Annotated in this window: 18 protein-coding genes and 1 tRNA gene; 14 read left to right on the top strand and 5 right to left on the bottom strand. The window is 46.8% G+C overall.

The window, feature by feature from the left end:
- Positions 1-312: 312 nt before the first annotated feature.
- The 3 genes from H8698_RS07805 to H8698_RS07815 all read right to left on the bottom strand — a co-directional run bounded on the left by H8698_RS07805 (position 313) and on the right by H8698_RS07815 (position 3,112).
- Entirely contained in the window at positions 313-603 is a 291-nt protein-coding gene (locus tag H8698_RS07805; RefSeq protein ID WP_249312331.1) for a hypothetical protein, read from the bottom strand.
- A 55-nt stretch (positions 604-658) separates the two neighbouring features.
- Entirely contained in the window at positions 659-1,726 is a 1,068-nt protein-coding gene (locus tag H8698_RS07810; RefSeq protein WP_249312342.1) for a hypothetical protein, read from the bottom strand.
- Positions 1,727-2,290: 564 nt separating this feature from the next.
- Positions 2,291-3,112, bottom strand: a complete 822-nt coding sequence (locus tag H8698_RS07815; RefSeq protein ID WP_249312347.1) for an ArsR/SmtB family transcription factor — start codon at positions 3,110-3,112, stop codon at positions 2,291-2,293.
- A 439-nt stretch (positions 3,113-3,551) separates the two neighbouring features.
- Here H8698_RS07815 and H8698_RS07820 point away from each other — a divergent pair, with 439 nt between their 5' ends.
- The 5 genes from H8698_RS07820 to H8698_RS07840 are packed head-to-tail and all read left to right on the top strand — an operon-like array spanning position 3,552 to position 8,288.
- A complete protein-coding gene (locus H8698_RS07820) occupies positions 3,552-4,346 on the top strand; it encodes a hypothetical protein (RefSeq protein ID WP_177678582.1) in 795 nt (264 codons plus the stop codon).
- Positions 4,339-5,061: an HPr-rel-A system PqqD family peptide chaperone gene (locus tag H8698_RS07825; RefSeq protein ID WP_249312353.1), complete on the top strand. Its 723-nt coding sequence runs from the start codon at positions 4,339-4,341 to the stop codon at positions 5,059-5,061. Before H8698_RS07820 ends, H8698_RS07825 begins: the two co-directional genes overlap by 8 nt.
- Positions 5,058-6,077 carry a radical SAM/SPASM domain-containing protein gene (locus H8698_RS07830; protein ID WP_249312361.1) on the top strand — a complete coding sequence of 340 codons (1,020 nt, stop codon included), beginning with the start codon at positions 5,058-5,060 and terminating at the stop codon, positions 6,075-6,077. The genes H8698_RS07825 and H8698_RS07830 overlap by 4 nt, the downstream gene beginning before the upstream one ends.
- Complete coding sequence (locus H8698_RS07835) at positions 6,074-7,261, top strand: HAD-IIIC family phosphatase (protein WP_249312369.1); 1,188 nt, start codon at positions 6,074-6,076, stop codon at positions 7,259-7,261. The genes H8698_RS07830 and H8698_RS07835 overlap by 4 nt, the downstream gene beginning before the upstream one ends.
- Complete coding sequence (locus tag H8698_RS07840; protein WP_249312377.1) at positions 7,251-8,288, top strand: nucleotidyltransferase family protein; 1,038 nt, start codon at positions 7,251-7,253, stop codon at positions 8,286-8,288. Before H8698_RS07835 ends, H8698_RS07840 begins: the two co-directional genes overlap by 11 nt.
- Before the next feature lie 43 nt (positions 8,289-8,331).
- On the opposite strand, the gene H8698_RS07845 is transcribed toward H8698_RS07840, so the two are convergent.
- Positions 8,332-8,406: transfer RNA gene (locus H8698_RS07845), tRNA-Glu, on the bottom strand.
- A gap of 168 nt (positions 8,407-8,574) precedes the next feature.
- On the opposite strand from H8698_RS07845, the gene H8698_RS07850 reads away from it, so the two are divergent.
- From H8698_RS07850 to H8698_RS07860, 3 genes are all read left to right on the top strand, one after another.
- Complete coding sequence (locus H8698_RS07850; protein WP_249312384.1) at positions 8,575-9,477, top strand: dihydrodipicolinate synthase family protein; 903 nt, start codon at positions 8,575-8,577, stop codon at positions 9,475-9,477.
- A 15-nt stretch (positions 9,478-9,492) separates the two neighbouring features.
- On the top strand, positions 9,493-10,848 hold the full coding sequence (locus tag H8698_RS07855) for a sialidase family protein (RefSeq protein ID WP_249312398.1): 1,356 nt from the start codon (positions 9,493-9,495) through the stop codon (positions 10,846-10,848).
- A gap of 121 nt (positions 10,849-10,969) precedes the next feature.
- A complete protein-coding gene (locus H8698_RS07860; RefSeq protein WP_249312406.1) occupies positions 10,970-11,275 on the top strand; it encodes a DUF6809 family protein in 306 nt (101 codons plus the stop codon).
- A gap of 44 nt (positions 11,276-11,319) precedes the next feature.
- On the opposite strand, the gene H8698_RS07865 is transcribed toward H8698_RS07860, so the two are convergent.
- Entirely contained in the window at positions 11,320-12,675 is a 1,356-nt protein-coding gene (locus H8698_RS07865; protein WP_249312413.1) for a GH39 family glycosyl hydrolase, read from the bottom strand.
- A 144-nt stretch (positions 12,676-12,819) separates the two neighbouring features.
- On the opposite strand from H8698_RS07865, the gene H8698_RS07870 reads away from it, so the two are divergent.
- From H8698_RS07870 to H8698_RS07895, 6 genes are all read left to right on the top strand, one after another.
- On the top strand, positions 12,820-13,617 hold the full coding sequence (locus tag H8698_RS07870; protein ID WP_249312421.1) for an AraC family transcriptional regulator: 798 nt from the start codon (positions 12,820-12,822) through the stop codon (positions 13,615-13,617).
- A 183-nt stretch (positions 13,618-13,800) separates the two neighbouring features.
- Positions 13,801-14,646: a sugar phosphate isomerase/epimerase family protein gene (locus H8698_RS07875; RefSeq protein WP_249312426.1), complete on the top strand. Its 846-nt coding sequence runs from the start codon at positions 13,801-13,803 to the stop codon at positions 14,644-14,646.
- Between the two features lie 53 nt (positions 14,647-14,699).
- A complete protein-coding gene (locus tag H8698_RS07880; protein ID WP_249312432.1) occupies positions 14,700-18,332 on the top strand; it encodes a right-handed parallel beta-helix repeat-containing protein in 3,633 nt (1,210 codons plus the stop codon).
- 20 nt (positions 18,333-18,352) lie between these two features.
- Complete coding sequence (locus tag H8698_RS07885) at positions 18,353-20,152, top strand: discoidin domain-containing protein (protein WP_249312442.1); 1,800 nt, start codon at positions 18,353-18,355, stop codon at positions 20,150-20,152.
- 30 nt (positions 20,153-20,182) lie between these two features.
- A complete protein-coding gene (locus tag H8698_RS07890; RefSeq protein ID WP_249312447.1) occupies positions 20,183-21,955 on the top strand; it encodes an S-layer homology domain-containing protein in 1,773 nt (590 codons plus the stop codon).
- On the top strand, positions 21,952-25,209 hold the full coding sequence (locus H8698_RS07895) for an S-layer homology domain-containing protein (RefSeq protein WP_249312453.1): 3,258 nt from the start codon (positions 21,952-21,954) through the stop codon (positions 25,207-25,209). Before H8698_RS07890 ends, H8698_RS07895 begins: the two co-directional genes overlap by 4 nt.
- Positions 25,210-25,270: the final 61 nt, after the last annotated feature.

A 25,270-nucleotide genomic window follows, 5' to 3' on the forward strand; every position in this document is an offset into this window, starting at 1 on the left:
CAAAAAGTAACGTGGCGCCTACGCTGTTCGCTTGTAAACGCGCTCACGACGCTTTGGCTTGCTAACAACTTTTTGCGGGTGCGCCTGCGGCGTAAAAGATATCTAAATTGTTCACTATTCCCACGTCGGAGCAAAGTACGCTTTGCTCCGTTTTTCTTTGCAAGAAAAACATCCGTCCGCTTCCTTGCTCCTCCTTTTCCGCAAAAAGTCACGTGGCGCCTACGCTGTTCGCTTGTAAACGCGCTTACGACGCTTCGGCTTGCTAACAACTTTTTGCGGGTGCGCCTGCGTCGCAAAAGATATCTAAATTGTTCACTCTTCCCACGTCGCGGCAAGTCTTTTTGGCTTGCCGCTTTTTTGCATGAAAAAGCGGCTTCGCATTTCGGACTGCCGCTCCTTTTCCCAAAAGGTCACGCTTGCACAGGCTTGCTCCCTTGTAAACGCGGGCATAACGCCTCTACTGTCGCTACCAACCTTTTGGGAGCCCTTCGGCTGCCGGATGGAATATCTATATTGTTCACTTTTACAAAAAGAGAGCACGTCATATGACGTGTTCTTTCGTTTTTTAATATTCAGATTAGCGAGAAATTGCGTGTCCTCCATCGAAATAGCCCCCCGTTGCCAACTTTAGGCGATGGGGGGAGTTAAGTTATAAATTTTAAGAAACTCGTTCAATCAGCTCGGTGCAAAGCGAAATATCCATTTGTTTCAGGCCAAGCAATAAATTTTTAATCCGTTCAACGTTTTCTTTTCGATAGGTAAAACCAAATTTTAAATATAGGTTAAAGCACATGGTAGCATAATCCACACATTCGCCTGCAGGCGCAAGCAATGGCTCTAACTTAAAATTTTGTTCTTTAATTAAATATTGAATTCGTTTCTGCATGGTAAGCTTGTGGTCATAAAGAAACGTAAAAATCCGGTCGTCAATTCTGTTTTCATTGATATAATTTGGTTTATATAGAATTTTGTCTAAATATGCTTCAATAATATCATAAATTTCAAGTCCGTAGCAAAACGCGTCCTTCCGAAACGGCGTGTTACGGATTTTCGCCAAAAATCCTGTTCCCGGGTCGGAATTTAAATAATCTTTTAAAAACTGTGAAAACAAGCCGCAGTCGAATTCATAATGAAAATCTTTCGGTTTAATCAAATATATAGAATTTTCCTCCATTTGGTGGTCTTTATCAAAGAGCGGAATAAATTCGTCGGCCTCTAAAAAGGCATGGTTTAAATCGTCAAAGCGCATTGTAAAATGCTGAAAGCGGCCGTTGTCAATGTGGTCGGCCAAATAAACCTCCTGCAAATCACGGTCAAACCCGGTTATGTAGGCCTTGTGAGAATAGTTTCTGCCGCGGATTTTCGTCTGGCTGAACGTAGCGTCAATGAAATAGCCTTGCGAAACAAAGTCTGTTACAAAATCGCAAAACGTTGGGTAGCTGGTTTTCACAATTTCACGGTTTAAGGTGTTTTTGTCGACGAACGGGCACAAATCCCACACATTGCACAAAAATTGGGATGTTGTAGGAATGCATGACGGGTGAAATAAAACAGAGGGAGGTGCGTTGTCATCTTCTGTTTTCGCAACGCCCAGCGTGTTCACATAAAAATTCATATACCAGTGATAGGCGGTTTCCTTCGGCAAAATGGTGGAAATAAAAAAATTGTCGGAAGACCAAGTTTTAAACTGTGGTTCGTGAAACTGCAATGTAAATCTGTTTTCCATAAAAAACCTCCGTTCTTTTGAAAATATAGCACAAATTGGCTGCCATGTCAAGGCCCGCTTAGAAAGAGAACAGCGCAAAGTACCCAACTGGCGCTTTGCGCTGCTTGCTAATTTTAGCCATAACTTGAATGCGATGCGTTTCATCTTGTGTGTGTTTAAAAATATAATAATCCCTTTTACCCCTTTAAAAAAAGATAATAATCCTCTTGCAACGCTTTCAAGTTATACTAAAATTATTCTAACAAAACGCATTATATCACAAAGTTTTCCATTTTGCAATACCATAATGTCATATTTTTTAAAAATTTTTGAATTTTTTCTCATAAAATATCTAATTTACGATAAATGTGATAATATGCGCGTGTGAGATTTGGGCAAAACAAAAACCGCAGCAAACCAAATTGTTCACCACGATTTTTGCAATGCAAATTAACGGTAGAACCCAAAACTGCAGCCGGAACGGGCTGCCGCCAGAATGTGCATTGACAATTTGTCTGCTGTTAAGGTTAAGCAAGCAGGCTTTTTCCATGTCTTTTTCATGATGAAATTCCCCCCTTTTCTTTTTCATTTGTTTGAAAATTTACTTAAAACGCCGATAACGGCGTCGAAGTACTTTCTGTTGAGGCTGTAAAGAATGGTTTTTCCTTCATTTCTCGTCTTTACAATGCCAATTCTCATCATCATGGTAATATGATGATATGCTGTGGAGCCGGAGAAGCTGAAAATCTTTTCTAAGTCCTTGCAGGTAACTTCTTCCCGTTCCAATAATAGCTGCAAAATTTTAACGCGGCTTTCTTCACACAATGCGTTGCCCAAATCCAGTAGGTTTACATCCTTTCTGTTTCTTGCTACATCAATAACAGAAAGATAGTCATATCCGAGAAGATATACCGCACCCTCCTCAATGCCAAAGAAATTAATAGTAAATTTAGTTAAAAGACAATAAGAAACGTATAATGATTGGTTGTTTTTTTTGAGAAAGCTTAGGTCCCTTAAACCTTTCATATTCTCGTTTAAAATCTCAAAGGTTGTTTGATTAAAAACCTCAAGAATTTTTTGATAGTTCTTTTCATAATATTGCGTAAGCATAATTTCCTTTGTCATCAGCTCATAGCGAAGCGTTTGGATGTAAGGATCGGGGTCAATAAAAAATTCATACAGCTTGCTTTTTTCCTCGCCGGAATAGCTTGATTTTTTAATGTGTGAAAACAGCGGTGTGTTAGACCTCATGCACGCTTCCACCTCTTCATCCGGCAGGTCGTAAAAATAGAACCGAATCAGGCTTTCTTTTAACCGTTCCTTGTCAGCCAGTTCATTCAGCAAAAACTTAAAATTAAACGTCGTCGTAAATTGTTCCTTATACGGATTGTAATATTGCGTAGTCATAAAACAACGACCGTTTTCGATTATATGAAAAAAAACATATAAATCCTCTGGGATGTCAGCAAACTGTTCAATCACATCATTATAGAACTTTATGTTTTCAGACAGTTTATCATCAACTTTGAGATCATTTAAACGAAGCTTTGTGTTAAACCTGAGGATAAAAATAAAAAACAAATCGTATATATATCCTGGTTCTTTTAATAAACGAATTTGGGGCATAACGTCACCTCCACAACTTACTGTAAATAAATTATATCATAGAAGTTTTGAAAAATCAAGAGTTATTATATCATATAAGTAAAAAATATGCAATATAATTAGTTATATTTTCCAAAAATTCGAAATTTGTCTGATTTTACTTTTAAGTTGCATGTAAAAAGTTGATTTATTATAGAAAGTATTATATACTATAATAAATTGACGAAAAAGGAATGACATCATGGAACAAGTAACACTAAATCTGCCATTTCAAACTTCATTTCAAATTTCAACCAACAGCAAAGAGCTTGTTGGCATGCTGAAATTAAAATATGGCAAATATGTAACAACAACCGCCGCCGAAAACGCAAAACACATTTCGGCTTTCAAAAAAGACGGCATTTATCAGGTTGCATTTGAAGACACGAACGTAACAGACGAAAGCGGCGCCTTTGCCATTGACGAAATTGTGGCAAACAACACCGTTTACGACGAGGCCGTTTTCGCTCTCCACGGCGCCGCTGTGGAGCACCGCGGCAAAGCATATTTGTTTTTAGCCTCAACCACCAGCGGAAAAAGCACCCTCACCAGCTTTTTAACCACCAACGGCTTCGGCTATTTAACCGACGACTGCATTTTGCTGGACAGGACAAGCTTTTGCGTCTATCCGTTTACCACCCCAATCCACCTGCGGGAGGGCGGTCTGAACGTTCTAAAACGCCTGAATTCTGCACCAAAATCCTTTGAAGTGATTGACGACGAGAAATTTGAACGGTTTGTTTATACGCCGTCAAACTGCGTAACCCGCCCGGCGGAGCTTGACAAAATCTTTTTCATTGCCCGAACGGAGCAGGAAAACAGCCTGAACCAAATGGACACCATTTCCCGCATGACGGCGCTGATGAAAGCGCCCATAACGCCCTATCCCGTTACGCCGGACTATTTAAAATTTATCTCAAAGCTTGCGGCAAAAAACTGTTTTGCGCTCAACTATTGCGACATGGCGTTTGCGGCGGAGGTGATTCAAAATGGATAGCGCCCTTTTAAACCGGCTTTTGTTCGCGCAGACAGCCTCCGGCAAAGAGGTGGATATTTCTGTTGTTGGCGTTAGCATGAACCCCACGTTTTATGAAAACGACACCATAACGGTGAAAAAGTTCGACGATTATGAAATCGGCGACGTTTTGGTGTTCACCTATAAATTGGGCGAACTTTTGGTGCACCGCCTGCTGGACAAAAAAGAAGGGCTATACTTTTGCAAGGGCGACAATTCGTTCCGGCTGGAGGACATTTCAAAAAACCAAATTGCCGGCAGGGTTATCCGGCTGAACCACAGGCCCCTTGCGCCTTGCTCTAAGCAGCTTATCACGCTTTCTTACCAGGTAAACCGCGCATTTGTAAACTGCCGGTATGACATAGAAAAAACAAAACAGACAGACGTTTATCAGCTTTATAAAACGACATTTTTAAGAAAGAGGGACACAATTATGACTTACAAAAAAAATGAAGCGATGGATTACATTCAAACCGACGAAACATCTCTTGCCGTTTTCGATCCGGAAACCGGCGACACCCATTTCTTTGACGAAACGGGAATTGACATTCTAAACATTTTAAATGAACCCTGCGATTTAGAGCAGCTGCTTTCAAAATTAAGCGAGCTTTACGATGTGGCGCCGGAGGTTATGAAAGCGGACGTAGAAGAATTTCTGGCCGACACAACAGAAAAAAAGGTTGTTGAAGTGCTATGAATGTAAAATCTGTTTATGTTGAAACCACAAATATTTGCAATTTAAATTGCAAAACCTGTTACAACCGCTCGGGGCTGAACAAAGAAAGGAAAGAAATTTCAAAGGCCCAGCTAGAAGAAATTATTAAGCTGTTTTTACCGTTCGGGCTGTCCCGCTTTTTAATTTCCGGCGGCGAACCGGCCCTGCACACAGAGTTTGATAAAATTTTAGATTTGGTTGACGCTTATCCCAATCTGTCCTTTGGCATTGTGACAAACGGCACGGTTCACAGCCAAAAGCTCATTGAATTTTTAAACACCCGTGAAAACTTTACCCTGCAAATCAGCTTAGACGGGTCAACCGAAGAGCAAAACAGCAAAACCCGCGGCGCTGGGCACTTTGCAAAGGTTTTGGAGTTTGCAAAGCAAATTCACAGCAAATCTGCCAGCCCGCTTTTGAAAATGGTCATTTCCCAAAACAATTACGACGACATTGAAAGCTTTTATAAGCTGGCGGTTTCGCTGAACTTTACGCCGGAATTTGCGTTTATTTTTCGCTCCGGCAACGGCGCGTCCGGCTGGGAAGATAAGGCGGTTTCGCCCCAGCAGAAAATTAAGGCCCTAAACCTCATTGACGGGCTGAACAAAACCTATGGCGTGAACGCGGTTTTGCCGTTTTGCACCGGAAAATGCCCGTTTACGAAGGGTGACAGCAACCTTTCCCTCTGCATAAAGACAGACGGATCGGTTCAGCCCTGCCAAATGCTTTATCAGGAACAATTCACCCTGGCAAACGCGCTTTCTTTCGACTTAGGTGCATTTCAAGCCGGGCTTTCCCGCATTGTTCAAATTGCGCAGGAGAGGCTTGCGCTGGATTACGGCTGCAAAAAATGCATGCTGAACAAATATTGCGGAAAGGGCTGTGTGGGCGCGGCCGCTAACTTAAACGGCGACCCCTTAACAACAGATGGCGACTGCGAGTTTAGAAAACTGCAATTGCTGTCACATCAAATGCGGGGAGTGATGAAAAGGCCATGAACGAACAGACAATTTATAAAATTTTAAGTGTTGTTACAGAAAAAAGCGAAGAAGCTTTAATGGCGTTTTCAAAAGACCAAAGCCTTTTGGATTTAGGGCTGGATTCCATTAAATTCATTCAATTCATTGTTGCGGTGGAGGAGGCGTTTCAAATTGAAATTCGCGACAGCGATTTGCTGTTTTCCAAATTTGAAACCATTGAAAAACTGTTTTCCACCCTTTCCGGCTATTTGGAAAGCACGCCCCTGAAAAAAGTTTTGGTCTGCGACTGCGACAATGTGTTATGGCGCGGCGTGGCGGGGGAAGAGGCGGTTTCGCTGGACATTGACACGCTTTCTTTGCAGCAGGAAATTGTAAATTTATGTAACCGGGGCGTATTGGTCTGTCTGTGCAGCAAAAACGACCGGGCCAATTTTGAGCAGGCATTTGAAAACCCTGATATGGTGTTAAAAAACGAACATATTGCAATTGCTAAAATTAATTTTCGCGACAAAGCAGCCAATTTAAAAGAAATTGCGGCGGAGCTGAACGTTTCGCTGAACAGCTTTGTTTTTTTAGACGACAGCGACTATGAGCTGGGGCTGATTTCCGCCCTGCTGCCGGAGGTTTGCGTTGTTAAGGCGGATTATCACGATTTATCTTTTATAAAAACGGTGAGCGGCCTATTTTCGCAAAGCGCCTCTACCATGAACAGAACTGCGTTATATAAAGAACAAAAAGAGCGCGAGAAGGAAAAGCTTCATTTTAAAACGGTTGATGAATATAACAACTCGCTGGAAACAAAAGCCGTTTTCTGCCCGGCAGACAGCGGCTCCGCCGGGCGCATTGCAGAGCTTTCTCAGAGAACAAACCAGTTTAATCTGTCTGGCAGGCGATATGCGGAGCAAGAAGTTTTAGACATGCTTGCGCAAAAGAAGTATCACATTCGAACCCTTTCCGTATCGGACAAATACGGCGATATGGGTTTGGTCGGCGCTGTGATTTACGAAGAAAAAGCAGACTGCATTGTGCTGCATTCGTTTTATCTTTCCTGCCGCGCCTTTGGCAGAGGGTTTGAAACCCTGATGATAAACGAAATGAAAGCCATGGGAAAGCCCCTTTTTGGCGTTTACAACGAAACGGATAAAAACCGGAAGCACAAATCCTTTTACAACGACAACGGAGTTGGCCTGTATGAATTATGATGAATTTTTAAACAATATTCGCATGCTGAGCCGCGGGGAAACGCCCGGGCAAGACATGACAGAGCTTTTGCAAACACACAATTGCGGCTGTTTGCTCAGCCAGGAAAAGCGCGATTTAACGGCAGACACCTTAAACAAAATTTGCATTGGCGAGCGTTTTCGGGCCTGCAAAGCTGTTTTTGCGGCTTTTGAAGAAAATAACATTCCCTATGCCGTCATCAAAGGCGCAGTTTTGTCTGAAATGGCATATGGCGACGCGTTTTGCAGGCGGTCCGGCGACATTGACCTGCTATTGCTGCGGGAAAATATCGACATGGCAAAGCAAATTATGCTCAATTGCGGCTTTGTTCAGGGCCGGGTGACGGACGAGGGAATTGTGCCGTTTAACAGGAGGGAGCTGTTGTTTCAAATCTCGGCGAGCCACCAGACGGCGCCGTTTATTAAGAAAACGGCAAATCCTGTTTGCCCCTATGTGAACGTTGATGTGAATTTGGATATTTTCTGGGGAGAAAGTGATGTAAAAGCAGACATGCCCTTTGTGTTAGAGCACACCGAATGTGCAGAAATCAACGGCCTAAAACTGAAAAAGCTAACGCCGGAGCTGGAATTCATTGCGCTGTGCCTGCACCATTATAAAGACGCAAATTCCATTTATTTATTATGGCAAAAAGGTTTAAGCCTGTCGCTGTTTTGCGACATATATTTCTATTTGAAAAATAACAGGTTGAATCTGCAGAGCTTAAAAGCAGCCTGCCGGCATTTGCAGGCCGAAGACTTTGTTTATTACTGCGTTTATTACTGCAACGAAATTTTTAACGACGGTTTGCTTGCGCCCTGTTTAGAGGCTTTGAAAACAGAAACCTCTGAACGAAATTTAAACGCGTTCGGACTGGAAAAAGCAGAAAGAAAGCCATGGAACATCAGCTTTGCGGAACGGCTGTTTTCAGGCTGTTTAAAACAATATTTTGAAAAGGTTTTAAGCCCGGAAGACCTGCAAAAAATTAAAATCAACAGTGAATTGATGTAAATGAAAACCCCCGAAATGATTTCATTTCGGGGGTTTTTGAAGCTGGTGACCCGTAGGGGACTCGAACCCCTGTTTTCGCCGTGAGAGGGCGACGTCTTAACCGCTTGACCAACAGGCCACACCAATAACAAATATATTATAGCACAGATTTTTTTAAAATGCAAGAAAAATTTTAAATATTTTAACGGAAAAATGAAAATGTCCGATTGGGATAAAAAAATGTCTGCTTCGGATATTTCTTGCTGATTTAAAAATTGATATAATAACGGTGAAAAGGAGTGAAACCATGAACAAAATAAAAAAAGGCGCATGGGTGACTATGATAACGCCCTACACGCCCGACGGAAAAATTGATTATGCGGCCTGCGGGCGGCTGGTGGAGTGGTATGTAGAATCGGGCTTAGCGGGTATTTTTGCCGTTTGCCAGTCCAGCGAAATGTTTTTTTTAACCCGTGAGGAACGGCTCGCGCTGGCACGGTTTGTCATTCAAAAAGCGGCTGGGAGAATTTCTGTTGTGGTGTCTGGCCATGTGTCAGACACGGTGGAGGAACAAACAGAGGAACTTTGCCAAATGGCAGAGCTTGGCCCCGATGCGGTGGTGCTCATCAGCAACCGGTTAGTTGCCGGCGGCGAAAAGAATTTTATTTCAAACTGCGAAACCATTGTTCGGGCAATGCCAAAACACATGCCGCTGGGCATGTATGAGTGCCCGTTTCCGGAAAAACGGCTTTTAAAGCACGATGAAATTTCATATTTAAACAGCACAGGCCGCTTTCTTTTTGTAAAAGATACCTGCTGTGACATAGACGAAATGCGGGCGCGGGCAAAACTGATTTCGAACGACTTTATGTTTTTTAACGCCAACAGCGCCACGCTTTACGAGAGCCTAAAGGCCGGTTTTGCGGGTTACTGCGGCGTAATGGCAAACTTCCATCCGCGGCTCTATGCCTGGCTTTGCGCGCACATTGAGGAGGAAAAGGCATATTTTATCAGCCGCGTTTTAGGCGTTATGTCGGTGATTGAAGCGCGGGATTATCCCGTCTGTGCAAAACGGTATTTAAAAAATCAGCTTGGCTTTCCTGTTACGGAATTGTCACGGTCGAAGCGGGCAAACTTTGTTCCGGCAATCGACCAGGAATTAGAGGGCATAAAGACGCTGACGAACTATGCTGAAAGCCTGATAAAATAAGGAGGAGCTTTAACTATGAAAGGCATTGCCAATTGGAATGAAACACCCTACATCCCGGCCAATGAGCGGGCAAAAAGTAAAAACAAACCCTATGTGTGCCGCCTGGCGCCGGAAAAAAACGGTGTAAGCGGAGAGTGGATTTATCCGGGAAACAGCAAGGTGGGCGGCAGGCACACCCTTTTTGTACGCAAACAGGGGGAGAATAAATGGCAAACCGCCCCGGCGGAAAACGGGCAGTTTTCACTGGGCGGTCTGGCGGAAGGCTGCGAATATGAGCTGTATATCCAAGCCGAAAACGGCGGGAAAAGCCGCACGCGGCTGTTTGCCACCGGCGCCTATCCCGGAACCTGTGTAACCTATCATCACCCGGAAGACACACAGTATGATTGTTCGGGGCGATATACCTGCAGCCCGTCAATGGTGCGGGTGCCCAGCGGCGCGCTGGTTGCCTCCTGCGATTTGTTTCTTGCCGCCGGCCCGCAAAATCTGCAAATTTTGTTCCGTTCGGAGAACGACGGCAAAACCTGGCGCTATGTAACCGAGCTTATGCCCAGCTTTTGGGGCAGGCTGTTCGTTCATCGGGGCGAGCTTTACATGCTTTCCGTGTCGAAAGAATATGGCGATGTGCTCATAGGAAAGTCTGAAGACGAGGGTAAAACGTGGAAAACGCCCACCGTAATCGCCCGGGGGTCGTCGCTGTTTTCCTGCGACGGATGGCACCGCGCTCCCATGGCAATGGTGCCCTTTGGCGGGCGGCTGTGGAGCGGCATTGAGTTTGGCTCGTGGCACAATCTGCGGTTTGGAAATTCGCTGATTTCAGCAGACGAAACAGCCGATTTGCTAAACCCCGAAAGCTGGTGCATTACAGAGGTGCTCACCGACATTCCCGCTCAAAGTGACGGAACAACCGCTCCGGCCATTGAGGGCAACGCGGTTATCTCGCCGGACGGCAGACTTTACGATTTTCTGCGTGTGGGCAGCAGAGAGGGAGGCGGCACGGCCCTGATTTTGGAGGGCGACCCGCAAAAGCCGGAAAAAATGCTGGAGTTTGCCCGCTACGTGAAGTTCCCCATGGGACACACAAAATTTGAGCTTATGGCCCATGCAGGAGCATATTATGCGGTTGGGAACGACAACGCGCCCCACAGAAATGTGCTTTCGCTCTACTGTTCGAAAAATTTGGACGATTGGGAGCTGGTGAAGCACTTAATTGATTTTAAAGACTGCGACCCGGAATATACGGCGTTTCAATATCCCGCCGCGTTTATTGAGGAGAACACACTCTATGTGCTGTCACGAACAGCGCTGAACGGCGCCCACAATTTTCACGACGCAAACTACATTACGTTTCACAAGTTTCCGCTGAAATAAAAAGAAACCCGGCAGGCTTTGCGGCTTGCCGGATTTTTTTAAAATACACTGCGTCACAATTGCGTCAATGTTATCATCTTCAAATTTTATTTGTTATAATACCAATTGGAGGTGAAAAAAAATGGAAACAATATTAAAAAAGCTCTATTCAGGAGAATTGGACCCAACAAAATTTTATGAACCGGAAAGCGCAGAATATTGGAAAGAGGACGCAAAAGTGAATGCCATTTTAACCAAATGGGCCAACAAACTGGGAAGTGACGACAACCTCGAGTTTTTTGACGAAATGTTTTCCATCTATGTTGAAATGGTGGGATTGGAACGGGAAGAAATTTTTCAGTATGGCTTTAACCTGGCAGTGAAGCTCATGAGCGAAGCTTATTCCGCCAAATTGTCCGAAGAGATGTATCCTCACCAGCGCAATTAAACACGCCCCGTTACGAGCTCGTAACGGGGCGTGTTTTTTTCTGTTTAAAAGTTTTTCAGCAAAATCACCTGATTTTGTTTTAACACAAAGCTTGCCGGGTTTTGGTCTGTTTCGGTTAAAAAATGTTCCTGGTCGAGCAAAAATCCTTTCATAGCGGGGGAGAGGTTGGTGGAAAGCACCGCGTCTTTTTCCGAAATGTTCGCAATCAGGGCGGCATGTTTGCCGCCGTCCGCCGCAGCCAATGCATAAACCCCCTGCTGCGCGCCGCTTACCCCTGCCTGGCTTCCCAAACGGTAAAGCTCGCCGAAGGCGGCAAATGCATAATAGGTGCAAAAGGGCTCATAGGTAATGGGGTTAAACAGCCCGCCGTAAACCGACTGGCCAATCCGCGCGTCGTAATAGCACAAAATGTCTGTCTTTTTGTTCTGCATGGCGCACATCATGGCCGCCGCGTTGGCCGAAGCAAAAGATGTGCCGCGCAGCTCTTTTTTCGGCGCGTTGTTCCACTCGTTCAGCTGCGTTTCCAAATGGCCGAAGCCAAAATCACACAGGCAGCGGTCAACAAAATCTGCAATCTGTTCGACCTCAGCCACCGAGTCGTAGCTGTGCCAGGAGAAAAAGTCTATGGGTGAGCCGTGCTGTTTCATGTAATCGAAAAACGCAAAGAAAAAGGTGAGCATGTGCTTCGCCCGGGGAGATTTTGCATATTCGCGCATTTCTTCACTTAATTCATTGGAACTGGCCTTTTCCGGAACGCCAAATTTTAGCGGCTCATTAAAAATGCTGTAAAATCCGGAGGAAGCAAATCCCCCTACCTTAATGCTACTGCCAAAGCACTTCTTTAAGTGTTTTGCCGTTACGTCGTAAAGCGCAAAATATTCTTTGTCCGTGCCGGTCCACATCTGATTTTCCCCGGGAAGGCCGTTGTCCGGCTCATTCCAAATCTCCCAGTAAACAATGCCAAAATGAAAACCGTTTGCCCAGCCCTCGTTATAGTGGCGAATAATGTGTTCACAAATCCGTGCCCATTTGCCAAAATCTTTTGGCGGATGAATGTGGTAAGCGCGGATGTAACACTGGTTTTCAATGGTAACGCCCAAACGGAAAATGGGCGGGCAGCCGTAATCCATTAAAGCGGAAACCAGCGTGTCGGTAAATGCAAAATCATATGAGGCGGGGTCGGTTTCATCTGCGTTAAAATCCCGAAAAATATTTGGTATGTCCACAAACCGTCCGCCGCCATAGGCTCCGCCCACGTCGTGCAGCCGGGTGAACGGAACCGCCGCCTCTTTCAAATAGGAAAAATAAGAATAGTCAACTCCCAAAAAGGGCGGCTGGCCAACGCCGTGCATGGGCTTTATGCGGCCTGTTTTCTGATTAAAATTAAACTGAATGTTCATGCTCACCACTCCAATCTTGCTTTTATCATACAACGAAAACCAAAAAAGTCAATAAAAAAGGCAACGAAAAATTTTCGTTTTTTCTTATTTTAAATTGAATTACAATATGTTATAATAAAACTTATCAGATGAGGAGATGGTAATATGCTTTCAGATAAACTGAATATTACAGATATTTATTGCGTATGGCCATTTTATTCAAAAAGCCATATTGTTGGAACCAGACAATATTATGCAAATACGCACCGCTATTACGAACTGAGCTATGTGTTAGACGGCGAGAGCTTGAGCACATACAATGGAAAAACGGTGCGGAACAGCCCCGGAACGGTGCAGTTTTTGCCCAAGAAAACGGCAGAAAACAAGCATTATATTGATTTTATCTCTAAATATAGCTGCATTACATTCTTTTTCGACAGCGACGTTCCTCTTTCCAATGAGATTATGACATTTGATTTATCGAACAATTCTAAGGTAAAAGCAATTTTTGAAAAGGCGCTTCACATTTGGAGCAGAGGGGAAACGGGACATTACCACCAATGCGCCTCGCTTTTATACCGGGTGTTGTATGAAGTTGAAAAGAGCTGCTGCGCCGACTACATGGCCTCAAGTGCAGAAAAAAGGATTGAGCCTGCGGTGGAATATATTCACAATTACTATTGCGACAGGGATTTTTCCTATGAGTGTCTGCCTGCGCTGTGCGGCCTGAAATATTCCTATTTTTTCAGGCTGTTTGTGAAGCGGTTTGGCATTTCGCCCTCGCAGTATGTTAAAAAAATGAAGATAGAAAAAGCTTGTCAATTGCTTTGGATTAACAAGTTTTCCGTTACGCAGATTGCGGAAATGCTGGGGTACAGCGACGTATATTACTTTAGCCGGCAGTTTAAAGACCAGATGGGCGTTGCCCCGTCGCACTATGTGTCTTCCATACCGCAGTTATAATGCATCTATCAAAAAATATCCCCCCAAGATTAACCTTGGGGGGATATTTTTTTTGTAAAAACAAAATTTTTAGTACAACAAAATACAAATAACAATCATATTCCATTGTAATGCAAAAATGGCTCTGGTATAATTTCATCAAAATTTACAAAGCAAATAACCAATAAAAAGGATGATGAAGCCATGAAAATGGGGATTACGATTGTACACTTCCCGCACCGCAGTGTTTGTGAAAACATAAAGTTTTTTGCAGAAAACGGATTTGACGCCATTGGATTTCACGGGCCGCAATTTTATGACGACGTGAAAGATTCAACAACTGGAAAAGTGCTGGCGGAAACCATAGAAAAATGCGGCGTAGCCGCCACGGTACATCATATGATACCCAAGCCGGAGGACAAAGAAGCGTGTGAAAACTTTTATGATGAGATGAAGGCAATGAAACAATGGCAGGAAGAATATGGCTTGTTGCATGTTTTATCCTTTGACGTTTGGATTTTGGATAAGTCCAAAGTTGCCCAAATGATGCAGCATGCCATTGATACGTTTGCCGGCACCGGAACAAAAATAGCGTTTGAGGATTTTCCGCTGAATACTTACGAGCTGATGCAATCGGGCTTAAATTTTTCAGATGAATCCGGCATTTTAATGGACTTTGGCCACACAAATGCACGCCTTAGCACGGTGGGAACAAACCAAAACTGTTTTTTGGCAAATAGGGGCGAGGGCGCGCCGCTCATGCCCGGCGACAACAGCGTAGAGGCGTTCCGCATGGCGTTTTTGAAAAAGCCCCTGCCGGTTTTTGAGCTTCACCTTCATAACAATAACGGAATAGACGACCAGCACGACTTTATTGAAAACGGCACGGCAGATTTTCGTGGAATTGCAAAAATGCTAAAGGAAGTGGGATTTAAGGGCATTGCCTCTTTTGAAGCGGGGCCGGCTCTGCACGGCAAAACAGGCGAGGAAGCGGACAAAGCGACGATTGAAAGCCTGAAAAATTGGAAAAAGTGGCTAAGTGAAGATTAAACAACTTGTGCAAATGGGAAACCCCAACAATCAATCAAGAAAGGAAGGAACGTATGAAAAAGATTATTGCATTGCTTATGGCAATGGCACTTTTGCCGAGTTTCACCGCATTTGCTGAAAACAGCCGTGTCATTCAAAGCGAGCTGTTTGTATCCCCAAGCGCAAGCATTGACGGCGACGGCACAAAGGAACGCCCGTATAAAACCATAGAGCAGGCGCAGGAAGCAGTCCGCACTATGAACACGCAAATGACGGGAGACATCGTGGTAAACCTGCTTCCCGGGCGGTATGAGCTTACGGACACGTTAGAGTTCACAGCAAAAGACTCCGGCTCGAACCACTACGATGTAATCTACCGCGGCAGCGGCGACGACACAACCCTATCCGGCGGAAAAGCGGTCAGCGGCTGGAAACAGGGCGAAAACGGAATCTGGACGGTACCGGTGGAAGCAGATTTCGTGCGCGAGCTTTATGTGAACGAAACCCCTGCAAGCCGGGCGTCCAGCAGCAAGCGCGTCGCTGGGATTGCAAACTACCAGGCCCCCGACTCTTACTATAAAAACTACGGCTCCGACGGGTTCTACGCCAACAAATCGGAAATCGGGCTTTATCAAAACCCCGGCGACATTCAGCTCATGTGGAACGTGAGCTGGCGCGTTTATTATATGAACGTGGAAGACATCACAGCAGACCCGGAAAACGAAAGCCGGGTCATTGTAAAAATGGAACAGCCGGCGTGGGGCGCCATGTACGCCACAACGGCCTATACCAGCCCGCGTTTTCACTACGGCTTTACGGTGGAAAACGCCAAAGAGGTGTTAGACGAGCCGGGCGAGTTTTATTTCGACAAACAGGAAAAGCTTCTATATTATAAGCCCCGTGAGGGACAGGATATGACAAAAGCCGAAACCATTGTTCCGGCAATCGACCGGCTGGTGATGTTCCGCGGCAAACACTGTCAGACCTGCGACGGCAACCTGCGGGTAAAAAATATCCGGTTTGAAAACGTGCGCTTTGCCCACTCTACTTGGGGCGCGGTAGACGGGCTGGGCTTCACCACCCGCCAGGCGGAGGTAATGAACATTCCGGCGTCCCGGGGAAAACACGTGCCCGGCGCGGTACAGCTTGAATATACCGACGAAGTAGACATTGAAAACTGTACCTTTTTCGGCATCGGCGCCGCGGCGCTGTCGTTAAGCGAAAGCGTGAAAAAGGGCGAGTATAACAAAAACGTATTTTCCGACATCGGGGCAAGCGCCTTAGTGGCGGGAAAAGAGTGGCACTCGAAATACTTTGAGCCGCAAAACCCGAAGGCGGCGGCCAACGTAGCCTTCCGAAAACCCTTAATCGGCTCTTACCAATATGTAACCGGACAAATGGAAAACTATTGCCTTTCCATGTTCTCGTCCTACCACGAACAATTCTACGACGAGTTCTACACCGCCCTCGGCAGCACCTGGCAGGGGGAGCCCTGGGCCAAAGACAAAGGCATAAAGCCCTGGCTGATGATAGACCTGGAGGAGGCCTACACCATCGACAGCTTGAAGCTGGGCTTTGCGGAGGGTGTCACCGAGGAGCAGAGAAGAAACATAGAAATTTTAGGCTCCAACGACCCCAAATTTGAAACCTACATCACCTTTGCCACATTTGACAAGCCCGCGGCAAACCTGCAAACCGTTCCGGGCAATAAAACGGAAAAAGTGCGCTATCTGATGATACGCAAAACCGTTCCCGAAGCCTTCGGCATTTCCCAGCTTTGGGCCTACAGCTACGATGAAGCGCCCAAAGGCTCAACGGGAATCTGCGTAGACAACACCTTTTCCAATAACTACATAACGAAAACCGGCAAGTTCAACATGGGAGCTCCGGCAATCCACGCGCTTTATACCAATGGGCTAAACCTGTCCCACAACGAGATTAACGACGTGTCCTACACGGCCGTCTCCTTAGGCTGGGGCTGGGAGGCCATCGATTCCGCCGAAACGGGCAACAACACCGTAGCTTACAACAAATTAACCAACTATAACCAAATGTGCTTCGACGGCGCCGCCATATACACCTTAGGCGACCAGCCCGGCACAAAAATCAATCATAACTATATGTCCGGCCAGAATCTGGGGCAGGCAATCTATTTCGACCAGGGCACGCAGTTTATCGTGGCGGACAACAACGCCATGACCGACGTAAACCAAAGCGTGTTCATCTGGCACCCAACGGTTATGAACAACAAGGTCTATCACACCTATTCCGCGTCGGGCCTGTTTACAAAGAACAACCCCAACAACGTGCTGAACGAAATTCAGACGTTCCCGGCAGGCTCGCCCCCGGCGGAGGCCTATAAAATCCAGCGGGAAGCGGGAATTGAGCCTGCGGTGCGCGAGGCTGTCGTAAGCCGCGTTCCCGATACGCCCGACCCATACCTTCGCGGCCGCGAGGCATTCGAGGGCGTGGCCCGAACGGTGAATAACAATCCTGCCCACCCGGATTCGGAGTCCTTGCAGGAAATGACAGAGATTTTTTTAGCCGACCCCACCCTGGGCAAAGTTCCGGGAAAAAGCGCCTATGAAGAAATTTATGAGATAAAGGAGCTTTATAACCGGTGCGTGACCTCTGAATTTGGTCTTGATGAAAGCCTTGCGTTAAAAGAAAAGCTGCTGGCGGCGGCGGAGGGTATCACCCATAAATCCCTTAATGAAATGCTTGCGTTCTGCAAGGAGGCGCTTTTAAAAGCCACAGTGGGCAAAACGCTGAACGCCTATCCCCGGGAGGCGGTGGACGCTCTCACAGAAGCCGTAAACGGCATAACCGCTTCCGACCGGGCGGACGAATTTGCAGAATACGCGGCGGTGCTGCGCTTAGAAACCGCATATGCCGCATTTGAAGCGGCAAAATACGCCGCAGACGTGGAATATGCCTATGTTCCGGGCGGAACCACCGAAATCAATCAGGAAACAAAGAGCATTACCATCACCATTCCCCAGGCGGCGGATTTTGCCGCCGTGAAACCGGAATTTGTGGTGTCGCCCGGCGCAGAGCTGGCGCAAGACCCCAGCGCAAAGCAGGACTATTCCAAAGAAACGGTGGTTCCGGTTTACCAGCCGGAGCTAAAACGGTATGTATATTGGAAACTGAACGTGGTAAAGAAAAACGAACCCGTCCTATCTGAAAAAACTGTTTCGGCAGAACGTTCGCAATGGAAATCGCTCAACAAAAACATCGCACCGCAAAGCGATAACGGCGTGCTGACACTGTTTGCCAACTACCAGCCCTATCTGTATCAAAAAGGCAGATTCGACAAGGAAGTAAACGTGAGCTTATGTGCGGAAACGAAAGACGCAAACAACGAAATCAGCCTGATTTTCGCCGCAGGCAATCCGAACATGGAAAGCCTGAATCAAACAGGCGCAGAAAATAACCATTACCGCATTGCGCTTTCCGGCAGCGCCGCGCGGCTTTACAGAGTGAAAGACGGGCAGGCGCAAATGGTTTCGGAAACGCAGAATAACGGCTTTTCCTACGGCGAATGGAACAATATCCAAATCAAGGCCGCGCAGGACGGCAATTACGACAACATAACCGTGTATATCAACGGCGCGGCGGTACTGAATGCCAACAGCATAGAGAGGCTTGGAACGGTTGGATATTTCGGAATTCGCAGTAACAGTCAAAAAATAAAAATAAAATAACGTAACAGGAGGAAAATTTTATGAAAAAGTTTTTATGTGTTCTGTTGTCCCTGGGCATGCTGCTAACAGCTGCAAACGTATGTGCAGCGCCGGGAGACGTGGTAAACGTGGCCTTAGACAAACCGGCTTTTGCAAACCAGCAGTACGGCGCACTTACGCCGAGCAATGCCACAGACGGAAGTGCATTAACCTGCTATGCCGGCACATGGGGCGCGGCAGGCACCAACGTAACGTTTTACGTAGACTTGGGCGAGACGTATCCTATCCACAGCTTAAAGCTGCTTTTAGGCGGAACCGACCAGGAAGCGCAGCGGAAAAACTTCAATATTTACCTTACCAATGAGCGCCCCGTTTGGACAGCGGCAGGGGAGCGCGTTCTGGTTCATGAACAGGCAGAAGACCCCGGCGACGATGTGGAATTAAACGTCTCCGTGCCCGACGAGGCGAAAGCCGAAGCATACCGCTACGTTGTAGTGGAGAAACAGGACCAAGCCACGGGCCTTGCGATTCGTGAAATTGAGGTTTACGCTCCCGCAGACAGCGTTCCGGAAAAGCCGTCTTACATGGTGGAAATCGGAAGAAACAAAACGGCGCTGTCAAACGATAACTTCGACACCTCTGCCAGCTATATGCTAAACGACGGAAACGCCGCCACCATCGTGGCAGGCGAAACCAGCGGAACTTCAGAAACGGGCGCCCTGCGCTATAAAGCGTGGATTGATTTAGGCGCGGCCTTCCCCATTGAAGGCGTGAATATTTCCATTACCAAAGGCAACGACACCTGGTTTTTCATCTACGGCTCAAACGACCCGACCTTCGCCGAAAGAGACACCCTCTACACCGGAGAGGGAACCCCCTTAGGGCAGGATTTTAAATTCCTTGAAACGCCGGAAGAAATGAAAGCCACGCCGTATCAGTATATCATGGTAGAGCGCAACAACGGGAAAGCCATGGCAATCAGCGAGCTTGAGGTTTACACCACCAACACCGCCGCGGAAGAAACGGAAGTTTCAGAGCAAAACGGCCGTGTCATTGAAGTCGGCCGGGGGAAAAAGGTTGTTTCCAACAGCTTTGCAGGTTCTTATGTGGCGGAGAACATTAACGACGGTGTAGATTCAAGCTTTTGGCAGGCAAACTGGCCCACAACGGAAGAACACTATGCGTTTATCGACATGGAAAAACCAATTTCCGTTGCAAGGGTAACCACCTTCGGTGTACAAACGGTGGCAGCGGGCAGAACCGACGCAGATTTAAAAATCGTAGCCACCAACGACCCGAACCTGGCGCCTGAAAACTGGGACACCTTAGCCACCTGGGAGGCAAACAAAACAACCCTTCCCCGCAGGGAAATGATGTTCACCCCGGCGGCGGAGTTTGCGAAAAACACCTACCGCTTTGTGGGAATCAGTACCATTTTGGGAACCGGAACAAACGGCATGCAGGAGCAGCGCGTGGCGGAGCTTAAGGTTTATACCTACGCACAGGATTTTAAAGAAACCATCAATCCCATTGCGGCCGCATGGAACAGCGAAACGAAAACGGCGGAAATCTCATCGGTTATGGTAACCAATGCAAACACGCCTTACAACATGATTGCGGCGGCATATCAAACAGACGAGGACGGAAACAACCAGATGATTGGCGTAAGGATTCAGGAAATTTCCGGCCTGGTGCAGGGAGCTTATCAGCCCGTCTCCATGACGGCGGACCTTTCCGGCGTGGAGGGGATTGAAAACGTCACGAGAATCCGCGTAATTTTGGTCGATACCTTAGACCGTATGTGCCCGAAAATGACGGCCTATGACATTTCCCTATCTTAAACAATAGGGGAAAACCGAAGGAGTGAAAACATGATACGAAAAAGGCTTGCTCGGCTTTTATTAGCTGCAATGATGGCATTTTCCGCCTTTTCCGTTTCAGCTGAGGGTGATAACAGCAGTTTAACGGCCAAACTTTCAGATTCCTCAGTTGAAATTGCAGGAACAACCAGCGCAGGCTATGTGCAAATTGTTGTAATGAAGCCCCTGCGGGATTTTTCTGAAATCACGGCGGAAAACTTTAAAGAAATTGTCTATTACACAGACACCCTTGCAGTGACCGGCGGAGGTTTTTTGTGCAAAATATCGCTGCCCGAAGATGCAGAAAACGGAAGATATGCGGTAAAAGCCATTTTTAATGAGGAATCTGGCTGTGCGGAAATGAAAACCAGCTTTTTTAAAACTTCAAACGAATATACAAAAGAAATGACAGCAGCCTACTTATCTGCAGATAAAAGCAATTTTCGCAAGGTTTTTGAAACCTATGGCGAGGTTTATGACGAAACAGATTTGTTTGCAAAAGAAATTGGCGGGCTGCTCATTGAACACGAAGAAGCAGTTTCCGAGTGCTTCATCATTGCAAAAAACGGCATGGTGAACCACACGTTTACCGAAACGCCCGAAACGGTGACGGCGCTGGGCGACATCACCAACATGCTTAAGTGCACGCTCATGCTGTATCATATGAGCTATTCCGACGACTTTGAAGCGTATGTGGAGCTATATCGCGAAACAATGCCCCTTGTGTTTGACGAAAATTACGACAAAACAGAGTTTTCCCACATATTTAAAATGGTTCGGGAAAAAGATGTGCAAAACATAGACAAAACGTTTGTAAATGCAGTTCGGAAAACCATAGGACTTTCCTTAATTCTAAACGGCAGCAATGCCGACAAGGCAAAGGCGCTGGAGCGCTTCAGCAGTGAGCTTGGCATAGCAAAGAAGACGCTGGAAAACAGCGGCTTTGCCCTTTTGGAAATTGCCAAATATCTTGAAAATGATGAAGCAGCGGTGAAAGAATATGCAGGCGGCATGGAAAGCGCCGTAAAAGACGCAATTGACGCCCTTGAGAAAAAGAATAACAGCGGCGGCTCGGGTTCTGCCGGCGGTTCGGGCTCCGGTTCCGGTTCCGGCTCCGGCAGTTCCGGCGGACGGGGCAATTCCTCTATTTCGGTTGGAAACCGGGAACCTGCAGGCACTCCCGACCCATCGACACCGCCGGACACGCCGGAACCCAACCCGCCTTTTTGCGACCTGGACGGCGTTTTGTGGGCAAAAGACGCAATTTTAAATTTATATCAGAAAAAAATCATCAGCGGAAAGGAAAACGGACGTTTTGCCCCGCAGGACAACCTGTCCCGCGAGGAGGCGGTTAAAATTCTGGTCGGCGCATTTGGTCTTTTTGAAAAGCAGGAGGACCTGCACTTTTCAGACTGTAACGTGGAGGATTGGTATTATCCATATGTAAGCATTGCAGTGAAAAGCGGCATTGTGCGGGGTATTTCCGAAACCCTTTTCGGAACCGGAACAAATATCAACCGGCAGGATTTTGCGGTGATGCTCAGCAGAACACTTACAGCCGCCGGCTGTAAATTAAACGGGGAAAAGGCAGTTTCCTTTGCAGACGGCGAAGCGATTTCAGAATATGCCCGGGCAGACGTTGACGCGCTCAGCGCGAACGGCCTTTTTGTGGGCGACGAGAGTCAGCGGTTTTACCCACAAAACAGCATTACAAGGGCAGAAGCCGCCGTGGCAATTGAACGGGCGGTTAACTTTACCGAAAGCAGTCAGGAGGTGCAGCCATGAAAAAATTAATCAGTTTGCTAATGGCGGTGCTTGTGTTTTCCAGCATTTTATGTGTGCCGGCAGCCGCCCTTGAAAACGTGGCGCTGAACAAGCCCACGGCAGCCTCCTCTGTTTATGCGGCAGGCACAACCGGCCCTGCCAATATAAACGACGGCAACAGAAGCAACTATTTTGCCAGCGGAGGCGCGGTTTTAGAGGGAACCGTAAACGGAAACCAGTTTGTCAGAATTGACCTTCAGGAACCCTGTGAAATCGACTCGGTTGTTCTCTATACCCGTGTGGATGTAGACGACGGCAGATACCGCAAAAATTTAGCGGTAGAGTTTTCCAACACCGTTGATTTTGCAGAAAAAGAAAGCGTGCAGGCGGTGGGAAACGAACCGGTGGGCTTTAAAGAATCCATTGCGGTGGATTTAAACTTAAAGCGTCCATACCGATATGTGCGCGTTGTGCAGTCGGCGGGAGACAGCCTGCTGGTGTTAGCTGAGGTAGAAGTGTTCGGCGAAGCCGCGGCATTAACGGATGAGGATAACAACACCGTCCCGGCGGAATATGCCGACGCCGCGGCAAGTGAATATGCCGGCCCCATCCGCCTTTTGCAGGTGATGGGCGTGATGTCGGGAATAGACGAAACCGCCTTCGGCGTGAACAAAATCGTGTCGCGGGCACAGGCGGCCGACGCCATTGTGAAAGCCGCCAACCCCGACTATCCCAAAGCAGAAAAACAGCCGTTTTCTGATGTAGACAGCGCGTTCTGGGCGGCAGACACCATAAGCAGGGCATGGGATTTGGGAATCATTAAAGGCGATGGCAACGGTGACTTTCGGCCGAACGACCCGGTGAGCGAGCTTGAGGCCATTACCATGATGCTGCGCGCACTGGGCTATGGAGCGTTTTTAGAGGCTAGAAACAGCGTTTCACAAACCATTTCCGCCGCAAAACAGGCCGGGCTGGTGAAAAGCTTTCAGGCGGACAAAAACGAATATATCGGCCGCGGCAAGTTTGCCCAAATGCTTTACCGCATGCTGCGGAGCAATGTGGCGGTTGTAAAGGAAATCAACGGCGACGGCCTTCGTTATGAAACAAGAAAATGTCTGCTGGAAGACTTGCATGGCATTTTGCTGGAAGAAGGGCTGGTAAAGCAAAACCGATATTCCCATTTGAGCTGGCCGAAACAGTCTTCCGGAAACAATGCCGTAATCGGCACTGAAAATTTGCTCGACTCCCGGGGAATTTTAGACAGCCTTTTGGGTTACAACGTAACGTATGCAACACAGAAGGACCAACCCGAACAAATTTATATCGCATGGCCCGAAGACAATGAAACCGTAACCATAAAAGCCGAAGAGTTAGACAGCACCAAAGAGGAAATAAAAAAAGGAAGCGTTCGGGTTCTGCGTGCGGACGGCAAAAAAGAGCATTACACCCTTTCTGCGGCGAAAGACATTGTGATAAACGGCGTGTCCTATCCTGAGGCACTGCCGGAGGATTTATTGATTTCAGCGGGAACCGTTACGCTGATTGACAACGACAGCGACGGAAGCTACGACGTGGCAGACGTACAGTCCTACGAGGTGATGGAGCTTTTGCTGGTCGCCGACAAGGGCGAGGAGCTTATGGTTACCGACTCTTTTGGAAAAACAGAAACCTTAGTCAAAGAGAATACCGCCGTTTTTTATGTGAACGGGTCGGAAGCAAAAACGGGAAAAATAAAAACAGGCCGGGTTATCCGCCTGTATCAATCGAAAAACGGACAGAAAAGCAAGGTTGTTTTGCTGGATAACACCATATCCGGCATGGCAGAAAACATTGCCCAAGGAATAAGCGTTACGGTTGGCGGAACGGTTTATCCATATGCCGCCGGACTGAAAAGCAGCGAACACCAGGAGGAATTTGCCCCCGGCGATGTTATTACCCTTTATTTAGACGAAGAAAATAAGGTGGAATGGATTTTAAAAGACGCAGAACTACAGAGCGGTGACTGGATTATCGGATTTTCACAAAAGGTAAACCTGGCAAAAAGCATGAGCGACAAAACCCAGTTCCGCATTTATAATCAAGACGGGGCGTTTGAAACACTGTTTGTTGCGGACAAGGTTTTTGTTGACGGCAAAAGAATGTCCCACGACGAACTGACGGAAACGGTAAGAAAAAATCCGGAAAATTATGTGCTGGAGTTTGTCCGTTACCAAAGGAATGACAGCGGAGAAATTTTTCGTCTTGACACCATGTATGAGGGGGAGCGGGAGGACGGCGAAACCATGAGCTTTTACCGAAAAAGCACCGGCGGCAGCATGGTGACGGAGGTAAACGCTATTTATAACGGGCAAACCTATGTTATGCCCGCAAAGGGTGACGCGCTCACCTTTGTGATTCCGCAGATAGACGGAGAATTCACCGACGACGAGGAATATGACTATGTATATGACATCAAACAGCTTTCCCACGTCATTTACAATCATAACGACAACGGTGACACTACTGTTTCCTCCTACATGCTGGGGGAAGACGGATTTCCAAAGTTCTTTGCAAATATAAAAAATTATAAGGGCGGCTCCGGCCTGAATGTGCGCCTGGTTTCGGACACGGCAAACATGCCGGTTTTGCTGGTTGAACGTGTAAACGCAGCAATGAAAGACGACATAACCGGCTACACCATTCACGTTAGAAACCTGAAGAACGGCAAAACAGAGCAATATTTTGTGGAAGACCAGATAAAGCTGTTTGAAACGGGAAAGGTGTTTCAGGAAAAGCAGGAGTGGTTAGACGCCAACATGTGGCTGGACGAAAGCAAAATTTTCAGTGCGGATCCGGCTGTTTTGCAAAATTATGTCAGCGGTTTTTCTGATTTGTCCTTTGGGGACATCATTGGGTGCGAATTGGCGTCAGACAGGGTAACGGCCATTGAGCGCCTTTACCGGTATGACAAAACAACAGCGCCGGAACTGTTAAACAGCGTTTGGTATTCCGGCGGGCAGCACCCAAAATGGTTTTTCTCGCGAAACAGGCTGCAGCTTGGAACGGTTGATCAAACCGACAAGATTTCGGTCACCTTTCAGACCAAGGAAGGGGCGCAGGAACGCTTTTACCTATCCTCATTTTTCAGCACGCTGTATGTCTGCGATAACACTCGGGAGAAAATTACAACCGAAAACGGCGCCAACATCAGCGCATACTTAACCGATCAGACGAAGTTTATGTATCTGTGTTCCTCGGGAACGCCGGTTTGCATCGTTGCATATACCTTTGATTAGACACGATAATTTGATAAATTGTTCTCTCTCTCCTTAGGCTGTGCGCAAAATTGCGGCCTAA

The organism is Congzhengia minquanensis (genome assembly GCF_014384785.1).
In the GTDB taxonomy this organism is placed as follows: Bacteria; Bacillota; Clostridia; order UBA1381; family UBA9506; genus Congzhengia; species Congzhengia minquanensis.